The sequence below is a fragment of the Azospira sp. MPR-E4 genome, from assembly GCF_058809645.1.
Window position 1 is genome coordinate 18,171 of record NZ_JBXAST010000026.1, and the last position, 19,266, is coordinate 37,436.

Annotated in this window: 20 protein-coding genes; 9 read left to right on the forward strand and 11 right to left on the reverse strand. The window is 65.7% G+C overall.

The window, feature by feature from the left end; genetic code table 11:
* Positions 1–96 precede the first annotated feature (96 nt).
* Positions 97–684, forward strand: a complete 588-nt coding sequence (locus tag AC1RTA_RS09540) for a tetratricopeptide repeat protein (RefSeq protein WP_492784594.1) — start codon at positions 97–99, stop codon at positions 682–684.
* Between the two features lie 21 nt (positions 685–705).
* Here AC1RTA_RS09540 and AC1RTA_RS09545 read toward each other — a convergent pair whose 3' ends face one another.
* The 5 genes from AC1RTA_RS09545 to acs form a co-directional block, all read right to left on the reverse strand.
* Positions 706–972 carry a DUF4212 domain-containing protein gene (locus tag AC1RTA_RS09545; RefSeq protein ID WP_014237077.1) on the reverse strand — a complete coding sequence of 89 codons (267 nt, stop codon included), beginning with the start codon at positions 970–972 and terminating at the stop codon, positions 706–708.
* A 43-nt stretch (positions 973–1,015) separates the two neighbouring features.
* Positions 1,016–3,058 (reverse strand): sodium:solute symporter family protein, encoded by a 2,043-nt coding sequence (locus AC1RTA_RS09550; protein WP_014237076.1) that lies wholly within the window; start codon positions 3,056–3,058, stop codon positions 1,016–1,018.
* 13 nt (positions 3,059–3,071) lie between these two features.
* Positions 3,072–3,785 carry a 3'-5' exonuclease gene (locus tag AC1RTA_RS09555; RefSeq protein WP_014237075.1) on the reverse strand — a complete coding sequence of 238 codons (714 nt, stop codon included), beginning with the start codon at positions 3,783–3,785 and terminating at the stop codon, positions 3,072–3,074.
* Positions 3,782–5,692 carry a DUF294 nucleotidyltransferase-like domain-containing protein gene (locus AC1RTA_RS09560; RefSeq protein WP_152089498.1) on the reverse strand — a complete coding sequence of 637 codons (1,911 nt, stop codon included), beginning with the start codon at positions 5,690–5,692 and terminating at the stop codon, positions 3,782–3,784. Before AC1RTA_RS09560 ends, AC1RTA_RS09555 begins: the two co-directional genes overlap by 4 nt.
* Before the next feature lie 211 nt (positions 5,693–5,903).
* The gene (gene acs, locus AC1RTA_RS09565; protein WP_492784595.1) at positions 5,904–7,880 is read right to left on the reverse strand and encodes an acetate--CoA ligase; all 1,977 of its coding nucleotides are present in this window, start codon (positions 7,878–7,880) and stop codon (positions 5,904–5,906) included.
* Positions 7,881–8,182: 302 nt separating this feature from the next.
* Here acs and AC1RTA_RS09570 point away from each other — a divergent pair, with 302 nt between their 5' ends.
* The 8 genes from AC1RTA_RS09570 to AC1RTA_RS09605 all read left to right on the forward strand — a co-directional run bounded on the left by AC1RTA_RS09570 (position 8,183) and on the right by AC1RTA_RS09605 (position 15,508).
* On the forward strand, positions 8,183–8,707 hold the full coding sequence (locus AC1RTA_RS09570; RefSeq protein WP_014237072.1) for a TIGR00645 family protein: 525 nt from the start codon (positions 8,183–8,185) through the stop codon (positions 8,705–8,707).
* An 11-nt stretch (positions 8,708–8,718) separates the two neighbouring features.
* On the forward strand, positions 8,719–10,251 hold the full coding sequence (locus AC1RTA_RS09575) for a fumarate hydratase (RefSeq protein WP_014237071.1): 1,533 nt from the start codon (positions 8,719–8,721) through the stop codon (positions 10,249–10,251).
* Between the two features lie 27 nt (positions 10,252–10,278).
* Positions 10,279–11,046: a hypothetical protein gene (locus tag AC1RTA_RS09580; RefSeq protein ID WP_014237070.1), complete on the forward strand. Its 768-nt coding sequence runs from the start codon at positions 10,279–10,281 to the stop codon at positions 11,044–11,046.
* Between the two features lie 25 nt (positions 11,047–11,071).
* A complete protein-coding gene (locus AC1RTA_RS09585) occupies positions 11,072–11,416 on the forward strand; it encodes a RidA family protein (RefSeq protein ID WP_492784596.1) in 345 nt (114 codons plus the stop codon).
* A gap of 11 nt (positions 11,417–11,427) precedes the next feature.
* The gene (gene murI / locus AC1RTA_RS09590) at positions 11,428–12,213 is read left to right on the forward strand and encodes a glutamate racemase (protein ID WP_014237068.1); all 786 of its coding nucleotides are present in this window, start codon (positions 11,428–11,430) and stop codon (positions 12,211–12,213) included.
* 77 nt (positions 12,214–12,290) lie between these two features.
* Complete coding sequence (locus AC1RTA_RS09595) at positions 12,291–12,764, forward strand: peroxiredoxin (RefSeq protein ID WP_492784597.1); 474 nt, start codon at positions 12,291–12,293, stop codon at positions 12,762–12,764.
* 22 nt (positions 12,765–12,786) lie between these two features.
* The gene (locus tag AC1RTA_RS09600) at positions 12,787–14,229 is read left to right on the forward strand and encodes a PhoH family protein (RefSeq protein WP_014237066.1); all 1,443 of its coding nucleotides are present in this window, start codon (positions 12,787–12,789) and stop codon (positions 14,227–14,229) included.
* A gap of 67 nt (positions 14,230–14,296) precedes the next feature.
* The gene (locus AC1RTA_RS09605) at positions 14,297–15,508 is read left to right on the forward strand and encodes a transglutaminase-like domain-containing protein (protein ID WP_492784598.1); all 1,212 of its coding nucleotides are present in this window, start codon (positions 14,297–14,299) and stop codon (positions 15,506–15,508) included.
* Positions 15,509–15,688: 180 nt separating this feature from the next.
* On the opposite strand, the gene AC1RTA_RS09610 is transcribed toward AC1RTA_RS09605, so the two are convergent.
* From AC1RTA_RS09610 to rpsF, 6 genes are all read right to left on the reverse strand, one after another.
* Positions 15,689–16,180: a flavodoxin family protein gene (locus AC1RTA_RS09610; protein WP_197739066.1), complete on the reverse strand. Its 492-nt coding sequence runs from the start codon at positions 16,178–16,180 to the stop codon at positions 15,689–15,691.
* 19 nt (positions 16,181–16,199) lie between these two features.
* Entirely contained in the window at positions 16,200–17,633 is a 1,434-nt protein-coding gene (dnaB, locus tag AC1RTA_RS09615; protein ID WP_043799125.1) for a replicative DNA helicase, read from the reverse strand.
* 142 nt (positions 17,634–17,775) lie between these two features.
* A complete protein-coding gene (gene rplI / locus AC1RTA_RS09620) occupies positions 17,776–18,225 on the reverse strand; it encodes a 50S ribosomal protein L9 (RefSeq protein ID WP_014237062.1) in 450 nt (149 codons plus the stop codon).
* 15 nt (positions 18,226–18,240) lie between these two features.
* Positions 18,241–18,519, reverse strand: coding sequence for a 30S ribosomal protein S18 (rpsR, locus tag AC1RTA_RS09625; protein WP_014237061.1), 279 nt, complete (start codon positions 18,517–18,519; stop codon positions 18,241–18,243).
* Positions 18,485–18,841, reverse strand: a complete 357-nt coding sequence (gene priB, locus AC1RTA_RS09630) for a primosomal replication protein N (RefSeq protein ID WP_232058863.1) — start codon at positions 18,839–18,841, stop codon at positions 18,485–18,487. Before priB ends, rpsR begins: the two co-directional genes overlap by 35 nt.
* Before the next feature lie 7 nt (positions 18,842–18,848).
* Complete coding sequence (rpsF, locus tag AC1RTA_RS09635) at positions 18,849–19,232, reverse strand: 30S ribosomal protein S6 (protein WP_014237059.1); 384 nt, start codon at positions 19,230–19,232, stop codon at positions 18,849–18,851.
* Between the last annotated feature and the right edge of the window lie 34 nt (positions 19,233–19,266).

Below are 19,266 nucleotides of genomic sequence, written 5' to 3' on the forward strand. Positions count from 1 at the left end.
CTCACACTGAAGGGGCCACGGCGCCATGCCGTGGGCTGACGGAATTTTATGCCAGGCGCGCCCGCAGCGCTGCACCGGGCACGGGAGATGAAAACGATGCCGCTTGGCCCCTGGTCCTATCGCCTGCACGGCTGGCTGCTGCACTTCCTCGGCCGGGATGGGGCGGCCTACGCCGCCTACCAGGAGGCTTTCCGCCACACCCCCGGGGCTGCCACGGCGGCCTGCCTGGGGTATCTTGCCGCCCGTCTGGAACGCCTTGAGGACGCCGAGACCTGGTACGCCAGCGCCGCCTCCCTGGCGCCGGAGCGTGGTGAGCACCACTTCAATCTGGGTTACGTGCGGGACCGGCTGGGCCGGCCCCGACAGGCCATCGCCGCCTTCGACGTCGCTCTGGACCTCAATCCCCAACTGGACCGGGCCTGGTACGGCAAGGGGCTGGCCCATGCCGCCCTGGGCGAACACGAAGCAGCGGCGACGGCCCTGGAAAAGGCGGTGGAGCTGCAGCCCATGAACGGCATCGCCTACTACCACCTGGGCATGGCCTACCACCATGCCGGCCGGCACCAGGAGAGCGAATGCATCGCCCGGCGCCTGGCGGCCTTCGAGCCCCGACTGGCGCGACAGCTGATGCGGGATGGGGAGCATCCGCAGCTGCTCCCCCTGGTGGCCCACCTGGAGGCCTGAAACGCTCCGCCCGGGCGGAGGCTAGTCGCGCCCCCCTTCATGGACGCCGTACTGGTGGTCCAGCCGGTTCATGTAGCGGGCGTAGAACCAGATGATCAGCACATAGACCACCAGGGAGCCCTGGGCCCCCATGTAGAAGCCCAGGGGAAAGCCCAGCACGGTGAACTCGTTGAGTTCCCGGGCGAAGTAGCTGACCACGTAGGTGACCAGGAACCAGATGGCCAGCAGCAGCGCCGTCATGCGCAGGTTCTTGCGCCAGTATTCCCGATGCCGATCTGTAAGTTGCATGGCTGTACCCTGTGGCGGCGGCGCCCCGGAATGCCCCGGGGCCTTAGCGCAGTTGCGGATAGTGCACCTGCTCGACGAAGTCCTGCACCTCCCGGGAGGGCGGCTTGGTCAGCAGACTGACGACGACGATGGTAAGGAAGCCCGCCGGCACGCCCCAGACGCCGGCCGAGGTGGACTGGATGCCGAACCAGGGCTCCATGCCGATGCCGCGCAGGCCGAGCCAGGGCACGGAATCGAACTGCACCCGCACCATGTAATAGACGGTGATGAGCAGGCCCACCACCATGCCGGAGACGGCGCCGGCCCGGTTGGCCCGCTTCCAGAAGATGCCGATGACCAGGGCCGGGAAAAAAGCGGCGGCGGCGATGGAAAAGGCCCAGGCCACCATGTAGAGGATGGTGGCGGGCCGCTGGGCCGCCACCGTGGCCGCCAGCACCGCCGTCACCAGCAGCAGGGACTTGGAAATGACCAGGCGCCACTGGGTCGATGCCCGGGGCTGGATGATCTTGTAATAGACGTCGTGGGAGAGGGAACCGGCGATGGTCAGCAGCAGGCCGTCGGCCGTGGACAGGGCCGCCGCCAGGCCGCCGGCCGCCACCAGGCCGGAGATGACGTAGGGCAGGCCGGCGATTTCCGGCGTCGCCAGGACGATCACGTCCGGATTGAGGGACAGTTCCGCCAGTTGCAGCAGGCCATCGTGGTTGATGTCCTCGATGGCCACCAGCCCCACCTTGCCCCAGGCCGCCACCCAGGACGGCAGGTGGGCGATGGGGGTGTTGATCAGGGTCGAATAGACCTCGTACTTGGCGAACACGGCGTAGGCCGGGGCGGTGAAGTACAGCAGCAGGATGAAGAAGAGGGACCAGGTCACCGACTCCCGCGCCTCCTTCACCGTGGGCGTGGTGTAGTAGCGCATCAGGACGTGGGGCAAGGCGGCGGTGCCCACCATGAGGCAGAACATGAGGGTGAGGAAGTTGAGCCGGGCGGCCGAGGATTCGGCCTCGCTGCGACCGGGGAAGGCCTCGGCGTGGCGGATGGGCATAGCGCCCCGGTCGGCGGCGGCGTGCATGGCCGCGTCCCAGCGCTCCCGCGCCTCCTCCGCGTTGGCCGGCAGGTCCCGCCGCAGCCGCTCCAAGGCCACCACCTCGCGCATGGGGGCGTTCTCTTCCTTGAGGGCGTTGATGCGCATGGTCAGGCGCTGCCGCTCTTCCGCCAGGGAAACGGGCAGGCGCATGATCTTCTCGTAGTAGGCGTCGGCCCGCTCCCGGTACAGGCCCCGCACCTCCTGCTCGGCCGGAGTCTCGAACAGCTTTTCCTCCAGCTTGCCCACTTCCTGCAGCACTTCCCCGTACACCAGCTGGGGCACCGGCACGCTGGTGATCTGGAAGGACAGCAGGGCCACCGGCGTCACGTAGGCAATGATGAGGATCACGTACTGGGCCACCTGGGTCCAGGTCACGGCCCGCATGCCGCCGAGGAAGGAGCACACCAGGATGCCGGCGAGGCCGACGAAGACGCCGATCTCGAACTGCAGGCTGACGAAGCGGCTGGTGATCAGCCCGACGCCGTAGATCTGGGCCACCACATAGACGAAGGAGGCGATGATGGCCGCCGCCACGCCCACCAGGCGGGGCGCGTTGCCGCCGTAGCGCACGGCGAGGAAGTCGGGGATGGTGTATTGCCCGAACTTGCGCAGATAGGGCGCCAGGAACAGGGCCACCAGCACGTAGCCGCCGGTCCAGCCCATGATGTAGGCCAGGCCCTGGTAGCCCGTCAGGTAGAGGGTGCCGGCCATGCCGATGAAGGAGGCAGCGGACATCCAGTCGGCCCCGGTGGCCATGCCGTTGAACAGGGCCGGTACCCGCCGCCCCGCCACATAATACTCGGAGACATCGGCGGTACGGCTCATGACGCCGATGGTGGCGTAGATGAGGATGGTGAACAGGAGGAAGGCGTAGCCGATCCAGCGGGGCGGCAGCCCCAGGTGCTCGAGGAAGGCGAGGACCGCGACGAAGGCCAGGAAGCCGACCGTATAAAGCAGGTAGTAGCGCTTCAGCTGCTGACGGAACCCCTTGGCGGTCGGCATGGCGCCTGCCTCCTCAGTTGCTGCGCCGCAGCCAGCGGCGGACCCGCTCGATTTCCATCATCCGCTCCGGGCATTCGGCGCCCCGCTCCGCCGCCCGGGCCATGGCCACCTGCAGCAGCTTGGCGGTGGCGTAGCAGTCGGAGACGGCGTTGTGGCGCTGGATGTTCTCGATGCCGAAGAGGTTGAGCCAGGCATCCAGGGCCACGTTGGTGTCGATGCGGTCCTGGAACAGCTCGGGCATGATCCAGGCCAGGTCCAGCCACTGCTGCTCGAACTCGATGCCCAGGTACTTCTCCATGGCCCGGGCGATCATGGAGTGGTCGAACATGGCGTGGTAGGCCACCAGGGGGCACTTGCCGATGTATTCGAGGAACAGCAGCAGGGCATCCGCCGGCTCCATGCCCTCCCGCTGGGCCGAACCGCCGATGCCGTGCAGCAGGATGTTGGCGGTGTCGCTCACCACCTCCTGCTTGAGGATCACCTCGAAGGCGTCCTGGGTGTCGATGAGGCCATTGACCACGGCCACGGCGCCAATGGAAATGAGCCGGTCCTTGACCATGTTGAGGCCGGAGGATTCCACGTCTACCACCACATAGCGGGTCTGGAAATGGGAGTGGTTGAGGTCCGGATCCGGCAGCTGCTGCCAGCGTTCCAGGCGCTCCCGCTGCTCGGGCGAGAGCACCACCTCCGGCTTCTTGCTGCGGAAGAAACGGGCCAGCCAGCTCATACCTGGTAGTCCATCTTGATGCGGCTCTGCAGCTTGCGCACCTGGCGGAAGGATTCCTTGAGGATGCGCCGGTCCAGCTCATTGAGCTTATCCGGATGGATGCGGTTGTCCCCGGCCTGGCCCGCCTCCGTCTCCAGGTGCTGATGCCGCAGGCGCAGCAGCTGGATGAAGTTGAAGGAGTCGATGATGGCGGCCATTTCCTCGCCGCTGATGCCCAGACGCTTGGCGCTGTGGCGCAGGCGCTGCACCGTGTTGCTGTTGTGGATGCCGGCGGCCAGGGCGTAGATGCGGGCGATGTCCACGAACAGGCGGGCGCCGTACTTCTTCAGGTCGATGGTACCCGGATGCTCCGGATCCAGATCGGTGACGAAGTCTCGGATCTTGCCCAGGGGCGGCTCCACGTCCAGGGCGTTGTGGGCCATCATCTTGAGGAAGCCCGGGTTGCTCGTGGTCAGGCTCAGCATCCACTTGCGCAGCCGCTCCCCCAGGCTGGGGTTGCCGTAAAGGGTGCGGAAATCGAAGAAGATGGTGGCGTTGAGCAGGGCCGCCGGATGGGGATGGCGCACCCAGTTGGTGAACTTTTCCTCCCACTCCTCCAGGGTCAGGCACAGGTCCGGGTTGCCGGCCATGATGTTGCCGGAGCAGAGGGGGAAGCCGCACTTGTCCAGGTCGTCGTTCACGTCCCGGGCGAAGTCCAGCAGCCGCATCTTCAGCTGCTCCTTGTCCATGAAGTCCGGGCACAGGTAGATGATGCCGTTGTCCTGGTCGGTGCTGAAGGTCTGCTCCTCCCGGCCTTCGGAGCCGAAGGAGAGCCAGGCCCAGTCCACGCCGTAGAGGTCGTGCTTGTCCAGGTTCAGTTCCAGCACCCGGCGGGTGATGGTGTCGTTGAGGGCGGAGATGAACTGGGTCACCTGTTCCGCGCCGACCCCCTGGGCCAGCATGTTGAGGGCCAGCTGACGCACGTCGTGGCTGGTCTGCAGCAGGGTTTCCAGGTCCGGCGCCGTCTCCACCGACTGGCGGATCTGGCGCAGGCCGACCCGCTGCAGGGTGAACAGGTCCCGCTCGGAAATGACGCCCTTGAGCCGCCCTTCCCCATCCACCACCAGCACGTGGCGGATGCCGTGCATGGCCATGGCCAGGGCCGCATCGTAGGCATAGACCGTGTCCTGCAGGGTATGGGGGTCCTTCGACATGACCTTGCCGATGGGCTCCTCCAGGGCCACGCCGGCCAGCACCACCCGGTGCAGCACGTCGCTCTGGGTGAAGATGCCCACCGGCTTGCCTTCCGCATCGGTGACGATCATGGAGCCCAGGCGCTGCTGGCCCATGGCCTCCAGCACCTGGCGCAGGGGCGTTTCCGGCTGCACCGAGACGGGTTCCCGCTTGGCCAGCAGGGACAGGGGCGTGTTGAGGGACTGCTGCTCCGCCGCCCGCTGGGCGAACTGGACCTGAAGCTGCTGCCGGGACTGGTTGAGCAGGCTGGCGATGTACTGGGTGCAGAACAGGTTGAACACCGAGCTCATGCGCATCAGCTCGAAGAAATCGTCGGCCGCCAGCTGGTAGCAGAAGACATCCTCGATGGCGGTATAGCCGTTGGTGGAGGCCCGCTGGGCGGTGACGGCGCCGATGGGGAAGCATTCCCCCGGGCCCAGGGTCATGGCGTTGTATTCGGTGACATTGACCTCGCCGGCCTGGCGCGCCACCACCTTGCCCCGCTGGATGATATAGAAGGTGCGGGCCGCCCCCATGTCCGGGGTCAGGATGGCCGCATCCTTGTGGTAATAGGCGAGCTTGAGGCGCTCGGCGAGGAAACGCAGGGCATCCCCCTCCATGCGGTCGAAGGGCGAATGGCGCCGCAGGAACTCCATGGTGGCGGACACCAGCATCTGGGTTGCGTTTGTGGACATTTTTTATTCTCTCCCTGCGCAACGTAGCAAATGAAGAGGCCGGCGCGAACAATATCGCGCCGGCCCGAAAGCGGTCTTTATAGTCTGCCGCTTGGTACAGAGTGTCGATGGCCGGTGGATCATGCCGGCTTCACGACTGGGTGGTCTCCTCCACGCCCCTCTGTATTTCAGTTGTTTTACCGCCGGGTCGCCCCGGCGGTTGGTTGCAGGCTCAGGCGCCGGGTTGTTTCAGTTGCTCCAGGATGGCCGGGTTTTCCAGGGTGGAAACGTCCTGGGTGACTTCCTCGCCCTTGGCCAGGGAACGCAGCAGACGACGCATGATCTTGCCGGAGCGGGTCTTGGGCAGGTTCTCGCCGAAGCGGATGTCCTTGGGCTTGGCGATGGGGCCGATTTCCTTGCCCACCCAGTCCTGCAGCTCCTTGATGACGCGCTTGGCATCCTCGCCGGAGGGACGGGAGCCCTTCAGCACCACGAAGGCGCAGATGGCTTCGCCGGTCAGGTCGTCGGGACGGCCCACCACGGCAGCCTCGGCCACCAGGGGGTTGGCCACCAGGGCGGATTCGATTTCCATGGTGCCCATGCGGTGACCGGAGACGTTCAGCACGTCGTCGATACGGCCGGTGATGGTGAAGTTGCCGGTCTTGGCGTTGCGCACGGCACCGTCGCCGGCCAGGTACAGGCGGCCGCCCAGGTCTTCGGGGTAGTAGGACTTCTTGAAACGCTCCGGATCGCCCCAGATGGTGCGGATCATGGAGGGCCAGGGCTTTTTCACCACCAGGAAGCCGCCCTTGCCCCACTCCAGCTCGTGGCCGGTCTCATCGACGATGGCGGCCTGGATGCCGGGGAACGGCAGGGTGCAGGAACCGGGCACCAGGGGGGTGACGCCGGGCAGCGGGGTGATCATGTGGCCGCCGGTTTCGGTCTGCCAGAAGGTATCGACGATGGGGCAGCGGCCGCCGCCGATCTCGTTGTAGTACCACATCCAGGCTTCGGGGTTGATCGGCTCGCCGACGGAACCCAGCAGACGCAGGGAAGTCAGGTCGTACTTCTTCGGCAGGTCGGCGCCGGCCTTGATCAGGGAGCGGATGGCGGTGGGCGCGGTGTAGAAGATGGAGACCTTGTGGTCCTGGATCATCTTCCAGAAGCGGCCGGCGTCCGGGAAGGTGGGCACGCCTTCGAAGACGATCTCGGTGGCGCCGCAGGCCAGGGGGCCGTAGGTGATGTAGGTGTGGCCGGTGACCCAACCGATGTCGGCGGTGCACCAGAAGACATCGTCAGGCTTGATGTCGAAGGTCCACTTCATGGTCAGGGCGGCGTGCAGCAGGTAGCCGCCGGAAGAGTGCTGGACGCCCTTGGGCTTGCCGGTGGAACCGGAGGTGTAGAGCAGGAACAGGGGATGCTCGGCCTCGACCCACTCGGGTTCGCAGACGTCGGACTGACCGGCTTCGGCATCGGTCCACCACACGTCGCGGCCGGCCACCATGTTGCAGGCGCCGCCGGTGCGCTTGGCCACGATCACGGTCTTCACCGGGGAGTTGGCGCCGACCAGGGTAAGGGCTTCATCAACGGCGGGCTTCAGGGGGATGTTCTTGCCGCCACGGGTCTGCTCGTCGGCGGTGATGACGGCCACGGCGCCGGCATCCAGGATGCGCTCTTCCAGGGACTTGGCGGAGAAGCCGCCGAAGACCACGGAATGGATGGCGCCGATACGGGCGCAGGCCTGCATGGCGACGATGCCCTCGATGGACATGGGCAGGTAGATGATGACGCGGTCGCCCTTCTTGATGCCCTTGGCCTTCAGCGCGTTGGCGAACTTGGCGACGCGGGACAGCAGTTCCTTGTAGGTGACCTTGGAGACGGCACCGCCGTCGGCTTCGAAGATGATGGCGACCTTGTCGCCCAGGCCGGCTTCGACGTTCTTGTCCAGGCAGTTGTAGGAAACGTTCAGCTTGCCGTCGGCGAACCACTTGTAGAAGGGAGCGTTGGATTCATCCAGCACGCTGGTGAAAGGCTGCTTCCAGACCACGTGTTCCTTGGCCAGACGGCCCCAGTAACCGGTGTAGTCGGTTTCCGCTTCCTTGCACAGGGCCTCGTAAGCGGCCATGCCGGAAATCGTCGCCCGCTTCACCACTTCTTCGGAAGGGGGGAAGACACGGTTTTCAACGAGAACGGATTCGATCTGGGACATACTCATCTCCTCTGCATTGTCTGCAATAGCAAAAATTGCTGCGTCGAGAGCTAAACGCCCTCCCTTTCGGGGGCGTGAGTCGCATTTTGTTTCTGGATTTTGCGACCCGCTGGTTTTCCGTGACCTGGAGCAAATCAACTGCCCGCAAAGCCCCGTGAATGGCCGCGATTAAACCCCCCCTTTCTTACAGTGCCCTTACACCTCCTCGCTGCGCCGCAGCATAAAAGAGCACCAAAATCAGCCACCTAGGCATGCTAAAATCCGCGCTCCCAACGGTTCCAACAACCTTGCAACGCACAAAGATGAATTCCAAATTCCAAAACAATATGGAGCGCCTGATCTTCTCCAGCCGCTGGCTGCAGGCCCCCCTCTACCTCGGACTCATCGTCGCCCAGGGCATCTACGTGGTTCAGTTCATGATGGAACTGTCCCACCTGGTGGCCGACATCGCCCACCTGGACGAAGCCAAGACCATGCTCATCGTCCTCGGCCTGATCGACGTGGTGATGATCGCCAACCTGCTCATCATGGTCATCATCGGCGGCTACGAGACTTTCGTCTCCAAGCTGGACATCGAGGGCCACCCGGATCAGCCGGAATGGCTGTCCCACGTCAATGCCGGCGTCCTCAAGGTAAAGCTGGCCACGGCCCTCATCGGCATTTCCTCCATTCACCTGCTGAAGAGCTTCATCAATGCCGCCCAGCTGGACGACCGGGTCCTCGGCTGGCAGGTGGGCATCCACGCTGTATTCGTCGTTTCCGCGTTCATGATGGCCGTTACGGACAAAGTCATGAATCAGACCCTCAACCTCCAATCCAAGCACTGAGGAAACCCAGCATGAGTTCCATTCGCCAGGAAGACCTGATCCAGTCCATCGCGGACGCTTTCCAGTACATCAGCTACTACCACCCCCTGGACTACATCAAGGCCCTGGGCGAAGCCTACGAGCGTGAGGAATCCCCCGCCGCCAAGGACGCCATTGCCCAGATCCTGACCAACTCCCGCATGGCCGCCGAAGGCCACCGCCCCATCTGCCAGGACACCGGTATCGGCATGGTCTTCCTCAAGGTCGGCATGAACGTCCGCTGGGACGACGCCACCATGAGCCTGCAGGAAATGGTCAATGAAGGCGTACGCCGCGCCTACGCCAACCCGGACAACCCCCTGCGCGCCTCCGTGCTGGCCGACCCGGCCGGCGCCCGCAAGAACACCAAGGACAACACCCCTGCCGTGGTGCACTTCGAGATCGTTCCCGGCGACCACGTGGAAGTGATCTGCGCCGCCAAGGGCGGCGGCTCCGAAGCCAAGTCCAAGTTCGCCATGCTCAATCCCTCGGACGACCTGGTGGACTGGGTCCTCAAGAAGATCCCCGAGATGGGCGCCGGCTGGTGTCCTCCCGGCATCATCGGCATCGGCATCGGCGGCACTCCCGAGAAGGCCATGCTGCTGGCCAAGGAATCCATCATGGCCCCGGTGGACATCCATGATCTGCAGGACAAGGCCAAGAGCGGCGCCAAGCTGACCCGGGCCGAAGAACTGCGCCTGGAGCTGTACGAGAAGGTAAACGCCCTGGGCGTCGGCGCCCAAGGCCTGGGCGGCCTCACCACCGTGCTCGACGTCAAGGTGCTGGACTACCCCTGCCACGCCGCCAACCTGCCCGTGGCCCTGGTGCCCAACTGCGCCGCCACCCGCCACTGCCACTTCCACCTGGATGGTTCCGGCCCCGCCAAGATCGAGCCGCCCAAGCTGGAAGACTGGCCCGCCGTGACCTGGACCCCGGACCTGAAGGCCGCCACCCAGGTCAATCTGGACACCCTGACCAAGGAAGAAGTGGCGTCCTGGAAGCCGGGCCAGAAGCTGCTCCTCAACGGCAAGATGCTGACCGGCCGCGATGCCGCCCACAAGCGCATCGCCGACATGCTGGCCAAGGGCGAGAAGCTGCCGGTGGACTTCACCAACCGCGTCATCTACTACGTCGGCCCCGTGGATCCGGTGCGTGACGAAGTGGTCGGCCCCGCCGGCCCCACCACCGCCACCCGCATGGACAAGTTCACCCGCATGATGCTGGAGAAGACCGGCCTCATCTCCATGATCGGCAAGTCCGAGCGCGGCCCCGTCGCCATCGAGGCCATCAAGGACAACAAGTCCGCCTACCTGATGGCCGTGGGTGGTGCCGCCTACCTGGTGGCCAAGGCCATCAAGAGCGCCAAGGTGGTGGGCTTTGCCGACCTGGGCATGGAAGCCATCTACGAGTTCGAGGTGCAGAACATGCCCGTCACCGTGGCCGTGGATTCCTCCGGCACCAGCGTGCATGAGACCGGCCCCAAGGAATGGCAGGTCAAGATCGGCAAGATCCCGGTCAAAGCCTAAGCTCTCCGCTCAAGACCACCGACCGCCATGTGGCGTCGTCTACGCATCGCCGTACTGCTGCTGGTACTGGCGTCGGTGGCCTTTTCCGCCTGGCATGCCAAGGCCAACGCCACGGCATGGAAAGGCACCCTGCGCGTCGCCGTCTATCCCCTGGCTGCCGACGACAGTGCCGCCACCCGGCGCTATCTCCAGCGCCTCGGTGAGGACAGTTTCCAGCCCATCAGCGATTACCTGAACAGCGAAGCGGCGCGCCACGGCGTCACCACCCTGCGCCCGGTGGACATCACCCTGGGCGGGGAAATCCGCCAGCTGCCGCCGCCCCGCCCCCAGGGCGGCAGCGTGCTCGACAGCATCCTGTGGAGCCTGCAGCTGCGCTACTGGGCCTGGAAACAGTCGCCGCCCACCAGCCCCAAGCCCCAGGTGCGCCTCTACCTGCTCTATCACGATCCGGCCCTGAACCCCCGGGTGCCCCATTCCAGCGGCCTGGAGAAGGGCATGCTGGGCGTCGTGCATCTCTTCGCCGACCCGCGCCAGACGGCGCAGAACCACGTCGTCGCCGCCCACGAGCTGCTGCATACCCTGGGCGCCAGCGACAAGTACGACATGGCCACCGGCCTGCCCCTGCATCCCGACGGCTATGCCGCGCCGTTCCAGGAGCCGCGCTATCCCCAGAGCGAAGCCGAACTGATGGCCGGCCGCCTCCCCCTCGGCCCCGACCGGGCCCGCATTCCCGACTCCCTGGACGAAACCCTGGTCGGTCCCGCCAGCGCCCGGGAAATCGGCTGGCGCCGATAGCCCCCCCCTTTTTCGGAAACATCCCATGCCCATCGAACGCTTCGGCACCACGCCCCGCTACTCCGACGTGGTGATCCACAACGACACCATCTACCTGGTGGAAGTGGCCCAGACCCTGGAGGCCGATGCCGCCACCCAGACCCGGGAGATCCTGGCCAGCATCGACCAGTTGCTGGCCAGGGCCGGCAGCGACAAGAGCCGCCTGCTGCAGGTCACCATCTATCTGGCCGACATGGCCGACTACGACGCCATGAACGAAGTATGGGATGCCTGGCTGCCCGCCGGCAGCGCCCCTTCCCGGGCCTGCGTCCAGGCCCGCCTGGCCAAGCCCGGCTATAAAGTGGAACTGGTGGTGGTCGCGGCGCGGTAAAATCCCCCGCCATGATCGGCATCTTCGACAGCGGCATCGGCGGCCTCTCGGTCCTGGCCGCCATCGCCCGCAGCCTGCCCACGGCAGACCTCACCTACCTGGCGGATACCGCCCACGTGCCCTACGGGCCGCGCAGCGACGCCTTCATCCAGGGCCGCGTGCTGGCCATCGGCCACCATCTGGCGGAACAGGACTGCGGCCTCATCGTCGTCGCCTGCAACACCGCCACCGCCGCTGCCGTGCAGATGCTGCGCGCCGCCCTGCCCCACATCCCGGTGGTCGGCGTCGAGCCCGGGGTCAAGCCGGCGGCCAAGGCCAGCCGCAGCCGCCGCATCGCCGTCCTCGCCACCGAATCCACCGCCCGCAGCGAACGCCTGGCCCGCCTCATCCGGGACCATGCCGACGGCGTCGACGTGCTGGTGGAGCCCTGCCCCGGCTGGGCCACCCGGGTCGAGAGCCGGGACCTGCAGACCCCCGAATTCGTCGCCGAAGTCCGCCTCAAGATGCAGCGGCTGCTGGATGCCGGCGCCGATCAGCTGGTCCTGGGCTGTACCCACTATTCCTTCCTTACCCCCCTGCTGGCGCCCCTGGTGGCCGGCCGCGCCCAGCTGGTGGACGTGGCCGAGGCGGTGGCCCGCCAGGCTCAGCGCCTGGCCGGCGCTTCGGCCCAGGGCCAGGGCCGGCTGCTGTTGCAGGCCACGGCCCGGCCGGAACAGCTGCACGCCAGTCTGGCCGGACTGGGCCTGGGGTGGCTGGCCGAACGCTGCCGCGGCGAGGAGCTGCTGGCCCGGGTCTGAGCCCCGTCGGCCCCTGGCGGCCTTGACCCGCTCCCGGGTTTGCTCCAACAATGGACAAAAAACCACGGAGCTCCAATATGGCCGATACCCCCCTCTCCCCCGACAGCAGCGTTCCCGACTTCTCCCTGCCGGCCACCGGCACCAGCCCCTTCACCCTCTCCGCCCACGCCGGCAAGACCGTCGTCCTCTACTTCTACCCAAAGGACAGCACCCCCGGCTGTACCACCGAAGCCCAGCAGTTCCGCGACCTGCACCCGCAATTCGTCGCCGCCGGCGCCCTGGTCCTCGGGGTATCCCGGGATTCCCTCAAGTCCCACGAAAATTTCCGTACCAAGCAGAACCTGCCCTTCGACCTGATCTCCGATCCGGACGAAACCCTGTGTTCCATGTTCGGTGTCATGAAATTGAAAAACATGTATGGGAAACAGGTAAGGGGCATCGAGCGCAGCACTTTCGTCATCGACGGCAAAGGCAAGCTGCGCAAGGAATGGCGCGGGGTGAAGGTGCCCGGCCACGCCCAGGAAGTACTCGATTTCGTCACATCCCTCTGACCCTCGACCGACAGGACGCCCCATGGCCCGCAAACCCGCCGCGAGCAGCAAAACGGTAGCCTCCTCTTCCTCCACCGCCTCTTCCCGCTGCAAGATCTTCGTCCTCGACACCAACGTGCTGATGCACGATCCCACCAGCCTCTTCCGCTTCGAGGAACACGACGTGTTCCTGCCGATGATGGTGCTGGAGGAACTGGACAACAACAAGAAGGGCATGTCGGAAATCTCCCGCAATGCCCGCCAGGCCAGCCGTACCCTGGACGACATCCTGGCCCACGCCGGCGACGAGATCGAGGGCGGCATTTCCCTGGAAACCCCGTCCAGCAAGCTGGCCACCGGCCACCTGTTCCTGCAGACCGAGGCCATCAGTTCCGAACTGCCCCAGGCCCTGCCCACCTCCAAGTACGACAACCAGATCCTGGCCGTCGTCTTCCACCTGCAGCGCCGTTACCCCAAGCGTTCGGTGATCCTGGTGTCGAAAGACATCAACATGCGCATCAAGGCCCGCACCCTGGGCCTGGCCGCCGAGGACTACTTCAACGACAAGGTCCTGGAAGACACTGACCTGCTGTACACCGGCGTGCGGGAACTGCCTGCGGACTTCTGGGACAAGCACGGCCAGGGCATGGAGTCGGGCAAGCGGGAAGGCCGCACCTACTACCGCATCAAGGGGCCCCTCTGCTCCCACCTGCTGGTCAACGAATTCGTCTACCAGGAAGGTCCCCAGCCCCTCTACGCCCTGGTGCGCAACGTTTCCGGCAAGAGCGCCGAGCTGGAAACCCTGATCGACTTCACCCACCCCAAGAACAACGTCTGGGGCATCACCGCCCGCAATCGGGAACAGAATTTCGCCCTCAACCTGCTGATGGACCCGGAGGTGGATTTCATCACCCTGCTGGGCCAGGCCGGCACCGGCAAGACCCTGCTGACCCTGGCCGCGGGCCTGACCCAGGTGCTGGAGACCAAGCAGTACTCGGAGATCATCATGACCCGGGTGACGGTGCCGGTAGGCGAGGACATCGGCTTTCTGCCCGGCACCGAAGAGGAGAAGATGGCCCCCTGGATGGGCGCCCTGGAGGACAACCTGGACGTGCTCAACAAGACCGACGACGAGGCCGGGGACTGGGGCCGGGCCGCCACCCGGGACCTGATCCGCAGCCGCATCAAGGTCAAGTCCCTCAACTTCATGCGGGGCCGCACCTTCATCAACAAGTACCTGATCATCGACGAGGCCCAGAACCTGACGCCGAAGCAGATGAAGACCCTCATCACCCGGGCCGGCCCGGGCACCAAGGTGGTCTGCCTGGGCAACATCGCCCAGATCGACACGCCCTACCTGACCGAGGGTTCCTCCGGTCTCACCTACGTGGTGGACCGCTTCAAGGGCTGGACCCACTCCGGCCACATCACCCTGCAGCGGGGCGAGCGTTCCCGTTTGGCTGACCACGCGGCCGAAGTGCTATAATTTTTCCACGTTTTCATCCCCCTAAAGCCGCACCTGGTGCGGCTTTAGTTTTTCCGGAGGACTGAGCATGAAGCGCCGTGCCTTTCTCGCGCTTGCCGGCGGCCTTGCCGTCGCTCCCGGCAGCGTCCTCGCTGCCAAGAAAACCAATACCAATACAAGTTCCAAGCCCGCCGCCAAGGCGACGGCCAAGAAGCCGGCCGGCAAGGCCGGCGCCAAGACGGCTCCGGCCAAAAGCAACGCCCGGGGCAATTCCGCCAACCTGCGTCCCTCCGCCCCCAACCAGCCGCCCGCCGGCCACGTCACCGGCATGCGCCCGGCCCCCCTGCCCCGCCCGCGCCAGCAATCCTGGCGCCATTACGACCTGGTGGTCAAGGTCGCCGCGCCGGACAGCGGCCAGCCCCTGCGGGCCTGGATTCCCGTACCTTCGGAAAACGACTGGCAGCGGGTGGAAGACCTGGACTGGCAGGGCAACTACGGCAAGGCCGGCCTGCGCCGGGACGGGGACAGCGGCCTGCTGACCTTCTTCGCCGAATGGCCCGCCGGCACCCGGGCTCCGACCCTGGAACTGAAGCTGCGCCTGGGCACCCGCCAGCGCCTGTTCGACATCACCCGCCGCGGCGCCACGCCGGAGACGGAGGAAGTGCTCAACCAGAACCTGCAGAGCCTGGGCCCCTGGCCCCAGGACGTGCTGGCCGAGCTGGCCGAACGCATCACCGGCCGCATCCGGGAACCCATGCCCCAGGCCCTGGCCATCTACGATTGGGTGGTGGATCACGGCATCAGCTGCAGCGGCGCCCCCGAGTCCATCCAGGCCGCCCTCTGCGCCCGCAACGACGGCGGCGCCGGCCTGGCCGGCATCTTCGTCGCCCTGTGCCGGGCCTGCGGCATTCCCGCCCGCCGGGTCAGCGGCCAGCGCCTCGGCCCTTCCCGCCAGTCTCCCAGCCTGGGCGCCAGCGGCGACGTTTCCACCGCCCAGCACTGGCGCGCCGAATTCCACGCCCCCTTCTACGGCTGGGTGCCGGTGGACCCGGCCGATGCGGCCCTGGCCCAGCGCCAGGACGGCGACAGCGGCGCCCTGCGCAAGCGTCTCTTCGGCTTCTGGGAAATGAACTGGGCCGCCTACAGCAGTGCCGACGGGGTGCATCTGCCCCAGGGCCCCGGCGAATCCCTGCCGGTGGTGGACCGGCCCCTGCTGGCCCAGGTGGAGCGGGACGGCAGCGTGCGCCTGCTGGGCCGCCAGGGCAGCATCAACCTGGAAGCCCGTCCCAGCGAGGGCTAGTCCCGGTAGACGCTTCCCTCCCACCAGGGGAAGCCATGGAAGGCAATAAAGACGCCATTCTCCAGGCACATGCGGCGGAGAATGGCGTCTTTTCTATATCTACGGGAACATGGCCGGAACAGCGCCGCCCCATTGCTCACAGGGAGGCAGCGGAGCGGGCCCGCCGCTCCGGTACGGCCTTCAGTAGATACCGAGGGCCAGGCCTGCCGCCAGGGCGGCGCCCACTTCGGCGCAGCGGTCCAGATCATCCGCCGCCAGAATCTTGGGAGCCAGGATGGCCTCCGGCGTCTGGGCCCGGGTGCACACGATGAGGGGCTCGGCCACCGCCTTGAGGCGCCAGCCGGTGGCGATGCGCATCACCTGCCGGGCCGCCCCCTGGCCGTCGCTGCCGGCGCACACCAGGACGGCGTAGGGACGGCCGTTGAGACGATCCAGGACGGGGTAGTAGCTGCGGTCGAAGAAATCCTTGAGTCGGCCGGCCATGGCCCCCAGGTATTCCGGCGTGACGAAGAGATAGGCATCGGCCGCCAGCAGGTCCGCCGGGCCGACGCTGTCGGCATGGCACAGGCGCACCGTCACCAGCGGCTCGTCGCCGGCGCCCCGGGCGGCGGCTTCGGCCATGGCGGCGGCGCCGCCGGTCTGGGAGTGGAAGACGACGAGCAGGGTCTTCACGCCGAGAGCCCCGCCAGGATCAGTACTCGGGACCCCGGCTGCCCTGGAAGGCGCAGTTCTCGAAGCGGGTGTATTCGCCGAGGAAGGTGAGGTGCACCGTGCCGGTGGGGCCGTTACGCTGCTTGCCGATGATGACTTCGGCCTGGCCCGGATACTGGCTCTTTTCCTTGTTGTAGTAGTCGTCCCGGTACATCATCATGATCACGTCCGCATCCTGTTCGATGGCGCCGGATTCGCGCAAGTCGGACATCATGGGGCGCTTGTCGGTCCGCTCTTCCACCTTCCGCGACAACTGGGAGAGGGCGATCACCGGCACCGACAGTTCCTTGGCCAGGGACTTCAGGGCCCGGGAGATTTCCGACACTTCCGTGGCCCGGTTCTCGCCGCCGCCGGCCTTGGCGGAGACCATCAGCTGCAGGTAGTCGATCACGATCAGGCCCAGCTTGCCGCCGTACTGGCGCGCCAGGCGCCGGGCCCGGGCCCGCAGGTCCAAGGGGTTGAGGCCGCCGGTCTCGTCGATGTAGAGGGGCTTCTCGTGCATCTTGCCGAGGGCCATGGAGAGGCGGGACCACTCCTCGTCGTTGAGGCGGCCGGTACGCAGGCGGTGGGAATCCAGGCGCCCGAGGGATGCCACCATCCGCATGGCCAGCTGGGCGCCGCCCATTTCCATGGAGAACACGCCCACCGGCAGGCCCTGCTCCACCGCCACGTATTCGGCGATGTTGAGGGCGAAGGCGGTCTTACCCATGGAGGGGCGGCCGGCGACGATGATGAGGTCACCAGGCTGCAGGCCGGAGGTCTTGGAATCCAGGTCGATGAAGCCGGTGGGCACGCCGGTGACGTCGGAGGGATTGTCCCGGTCGTGCAGTTCCTCGATCTTCTGCACCACCTCGTTGAGCAGGGGGTTGATGTGCACGAAACCCTGCTGGGAATGGGCGCCCTTTTCCGCGATTTCGAAAACCCGGGTCTCGGCTTCGTCGAGCAGGGTCTTGGCATCCCGCCCCAGGGGGTTGAGGGCGCTGGAGGCGATCTCGTCGCCGGCCGTCACCAGCTGGCGCAGGATGGCTCGCTCCCGCACAATTTCGGCGTAGCGGCGGATGTTGGAGGCCGACGGCGTATTGGCCGCCAGTTCGCCCAGATAGGCCAGGCCGCCGGTATGTTCGGTCTCGCCGGCCGCATCCAGGGCCTCGGACACCGTCACCACGTCCGCCGGCTTGCCCAGGGAGAGCAGGCGCTGGATCTGGCGGAAAATGCGCCGGTGTTCGTCCCGGTAGAAGTCGCCCTCGGCGACCATGTCGCCCACCTTGTCCCAGGCCTGGTTGTCCAGCAGCAGGCCGCCCAGCAGGGACTGTTCGGCCTCCAGGGAGTTGGGCGGCACCCGCAACTGGGCCAGGGCCGGATCGATGGGGGAATCGGAAGGGTCGGAGCGGGAGAAACGACGGGGCTTGTTCATGGCGAGGTCAATGTCGAGGAAGGGCAATTCTACTCTGCCGCCGCCCATTGGGGCCCGTTGCAACGACGGCAGAAAAGAAAAAGGCCTTACAGGATCAACCTGCAAGGCCTTTGTGCAAGACGCCCCGCAGGGCGCTTGTGGCTTAGTGCTCGCCGAGGACGGAGACGGTGATCTGGGCGATCACGTCGGTGTGCAGGGCGATATCGATGGGGTAGTCACCGATGGCCTTCAGGTGGCCGTTGGGCATGCGGATGGCAGCCTTCTCGACCTTCTGGCCCTGGGCTTCCAGGGCTTCGGCGATGTCGAAGTTGGACACGGAACCGAACAGACGGCCGTCCATACCGGCCTTGCGGCTGATCTGGACCATCAGGCCGTTCAGTTGACCGGCTTGGGCTTCGGCAGCGGCCAGCTTGTCGGCCTGGGCCTTTTCCAGCTCGGCGCGCTTGACTTCGAACTCAGCCAGGGCGGCGGGGGTGGCACGCTTGGCCTTGCGCTGGGGGATCAGGTAGTTACGGGCGTAGCCGTCCTTGACCTTGACCACGTCGCCCAGGTTACCCAGGTTAACAACCTTTTCCAGAAGAATGATTTGCATGTTTCTCTCTCCCGATTAAACGTGGTTGTCGGTGTAGGGCAGCAGGGCCAGGTAGCGGGCGCGCTTGACGGCGACGCCCAGCTGGCGCTGGTAGTGGGCCTTGGTGCCGGTCAGGCGGGCCGGCATGATCTTGGCGTTTTCAGCGATGAAGTCCTTCAGCAGGTCCACGTCCTTGTAGTCGATCTCGACGATCTTCTCGGCAGTGAAGCGGCAGAACTTGCGGCGCTTGAACATGCCGCCACCGCGGCGCTTTTTCTTGTCATCGTCCTTCTTCTTGAAAAACGGTCGAGCCATTTTCATTTCCTTCCAAAAATTCGATTCGTTCTACGTGCAACATGGGCTGCCGGCTGTTCTTGCTCTTCAGGGCGAGAAACCCTTCGAGTCTTACCGCCTTGCCGGGCCCGGCATCCTGCAGCCATTTGGCTGTGGTTCCCAGGGCAACGACGTTGACTTCACATTCGACCTTGCGGGGGTGGCCGGCTTCGATCATTTCTGATTCGTGGCGCAGGCGCCCTTCGCTCACCGGCACGCCGGCGGGGGTGTAACGCAAGGGTTTGTGTTCGATCAGCGTCCCGGTGATGACAACGCGGTTTTCAGTCAGCTTCGCAGCAGCCAACGATTAATTAGGCAGCCGGGGCCGCTTCGGCGGCAGCGGCTTCAGCCTTGCCTTCGAGCAGGGACTTGGACTTCTCTTCCTTCATCATGGGGGAAGGAGTGGTCACGGCAGCCTTGGTCTTGACGGTGAGGTGACGCAGCACGGCGTCGTTGAACTTGAAGGAGTGCTCCAGTTCGTTCAGGGTCTCGCCGTCGCACTCGATGTTCATCAGCACGTAGTGGGCCTTGTGAACCTTCTGGATCGGGTAGGCCAGCTGACGACGGCCCCAGTCTTCCAGACGGTGGATCACGCCGCTGCGGGTGGTCACGATCGAACGGTAACGTTCGACCATGGCCGGAACCTGCTCGCTCTGGTCCGGATGGACGATAAATACGATTTCGTAATGGCGCATGTATTCTCCTTTTGGCTAACAGCCCTCCGCCATG

Excerpts from the sequence above, each read along its gene's own strand:
- AC1RTA_RS09540 (WP_492784594.1), top strand. The coding sequence starts at position 97 with ATGCCGCTTGGCCCCTGGTCCTATCGCCTGCACGGCTGGCTGCTGCAC.
- AC1RTA_RS09545 (WP_014237077.1), bottom strand. The coding sequence starts at position 972 with ATGCAACTTACAGATCGGCATCGGGAATACTGGCGCAAGAACCTGCGC.
- AC1RTA_RS09550 (WP_014237076.1), bottom strand. The coding sequence starts at position 3,058 with ATGCCGACCGCCAAGGGGTTCCGTCAGCAGCTGAAGCGCTACTACCTG.
- AC1RTA_RS09555 (WP_014237075.1), bottom strand. The coding sequence starts at position 3,785 with ATGAGCTGGCTGGCCCGTTTCTTCCGCAGCAAGAAGCCGGAGGTGGTG.
- AC1RTA_RS09560 (WP_152089498.1), bottom strand. The coding sequence starts at position 5,692 with ATGTCCACAAACGCAACCCAGATGCTGGTGTCCGCCACCATGGAGTTC.
- acs (WP_492784595.1), bottom strand. The coding sequence starts at position 7,880 with ATGTCCCAGATCGAATCCGTTCTCGTTGAAAACCGTGTCTTCCCCCCT.
- AC1RTA_RS09570 (WP_014237072.1), top strand. The coding sequence starts at position 8,183 with ATGAATTCCAAATTCCAAAACAATATGGAGCGCCTGATCTTCTCCAGC.
- AC1RTA_RS09575 (WP_014237071.1), top strand. The coding sequence starts at position 8,719 with ATGAGTTCCATTCGCCAGGAAGACCTGATCCAGTCCATCGCGGACGCT.
- AC1RTA_RS09580 (WP_014237070.1), top strand. The coding sequence starts at position 10,279 with ATGTGGCGTCGTCTACGCATCGCCGTACTGCTGCTGGTACTGGCGTCG.
- AC1RTA_RS09585 (WP_492784596.1), top strand. The coding sequence starts at position 11,072 with ATGCCCATCGAACGCTTCGGCACCACGCCCCGCTACTCCGACGTGGTG.
- murI (WP_014237068.1), top strand. The coding sequence starts at position 11,428 with ATGATCGGCATCTTCGACAGCGGCATCGGCGGCCTCTCGGTCCTGGCC.
- AC1RTA_RS09595 (WP_492784597.1), top strand. The coding sequence starts at position 12,291 with ATGGCCGATACCCCCCTCTCCCCCGACAGCAGCGTTCCCGACTTCTCC.
- AC1RTA_RS09600 (WP_014237066.1), top strand. The coding sequence starts at position 12,787 with ATGGCCCGCAAACCCGCCGCGAGCAGCAAAACGGTAGCCTCCTCTTCC.
- AC1RTA_RS09605 (WP_492784598.1), top strand. The coding sequence starts at position 14,297 with ATGAAGCGCCGTGCCTTTCTCGCGCTTGCCGGCGGCCTTGCCGTCGCT.
- dnaB (WP_043799125.1), bottom strand. The coding sequence starts at position 17,633 with ATGAACAAGCCCCGTCGTTTCTCCCGCTCCGACCCTTCCGATTCCCCC.
- rplI (WP_014237062.1), bottom strand. The coding sequence starts at position 18,225 with ATGCAAATCATTCTTCTGGAAAAGGTTGTTAACCTGGGTAACCTGGGC.
- rpsR (WP_014237061.1), bottom strand. The coding sequence starts at position 18,519 with ATGGCTCGACCGTTTTTCAAGAAGAAGGACGATGACAAGAAAAAGCGC.
- rpsF (WP_014237059.1), bottom strand. The coding sequence starts at position 19,232 with ATGCGCCATTACGAAATCGTATTTATCGTCCATCCGGACCAGAGCGAG.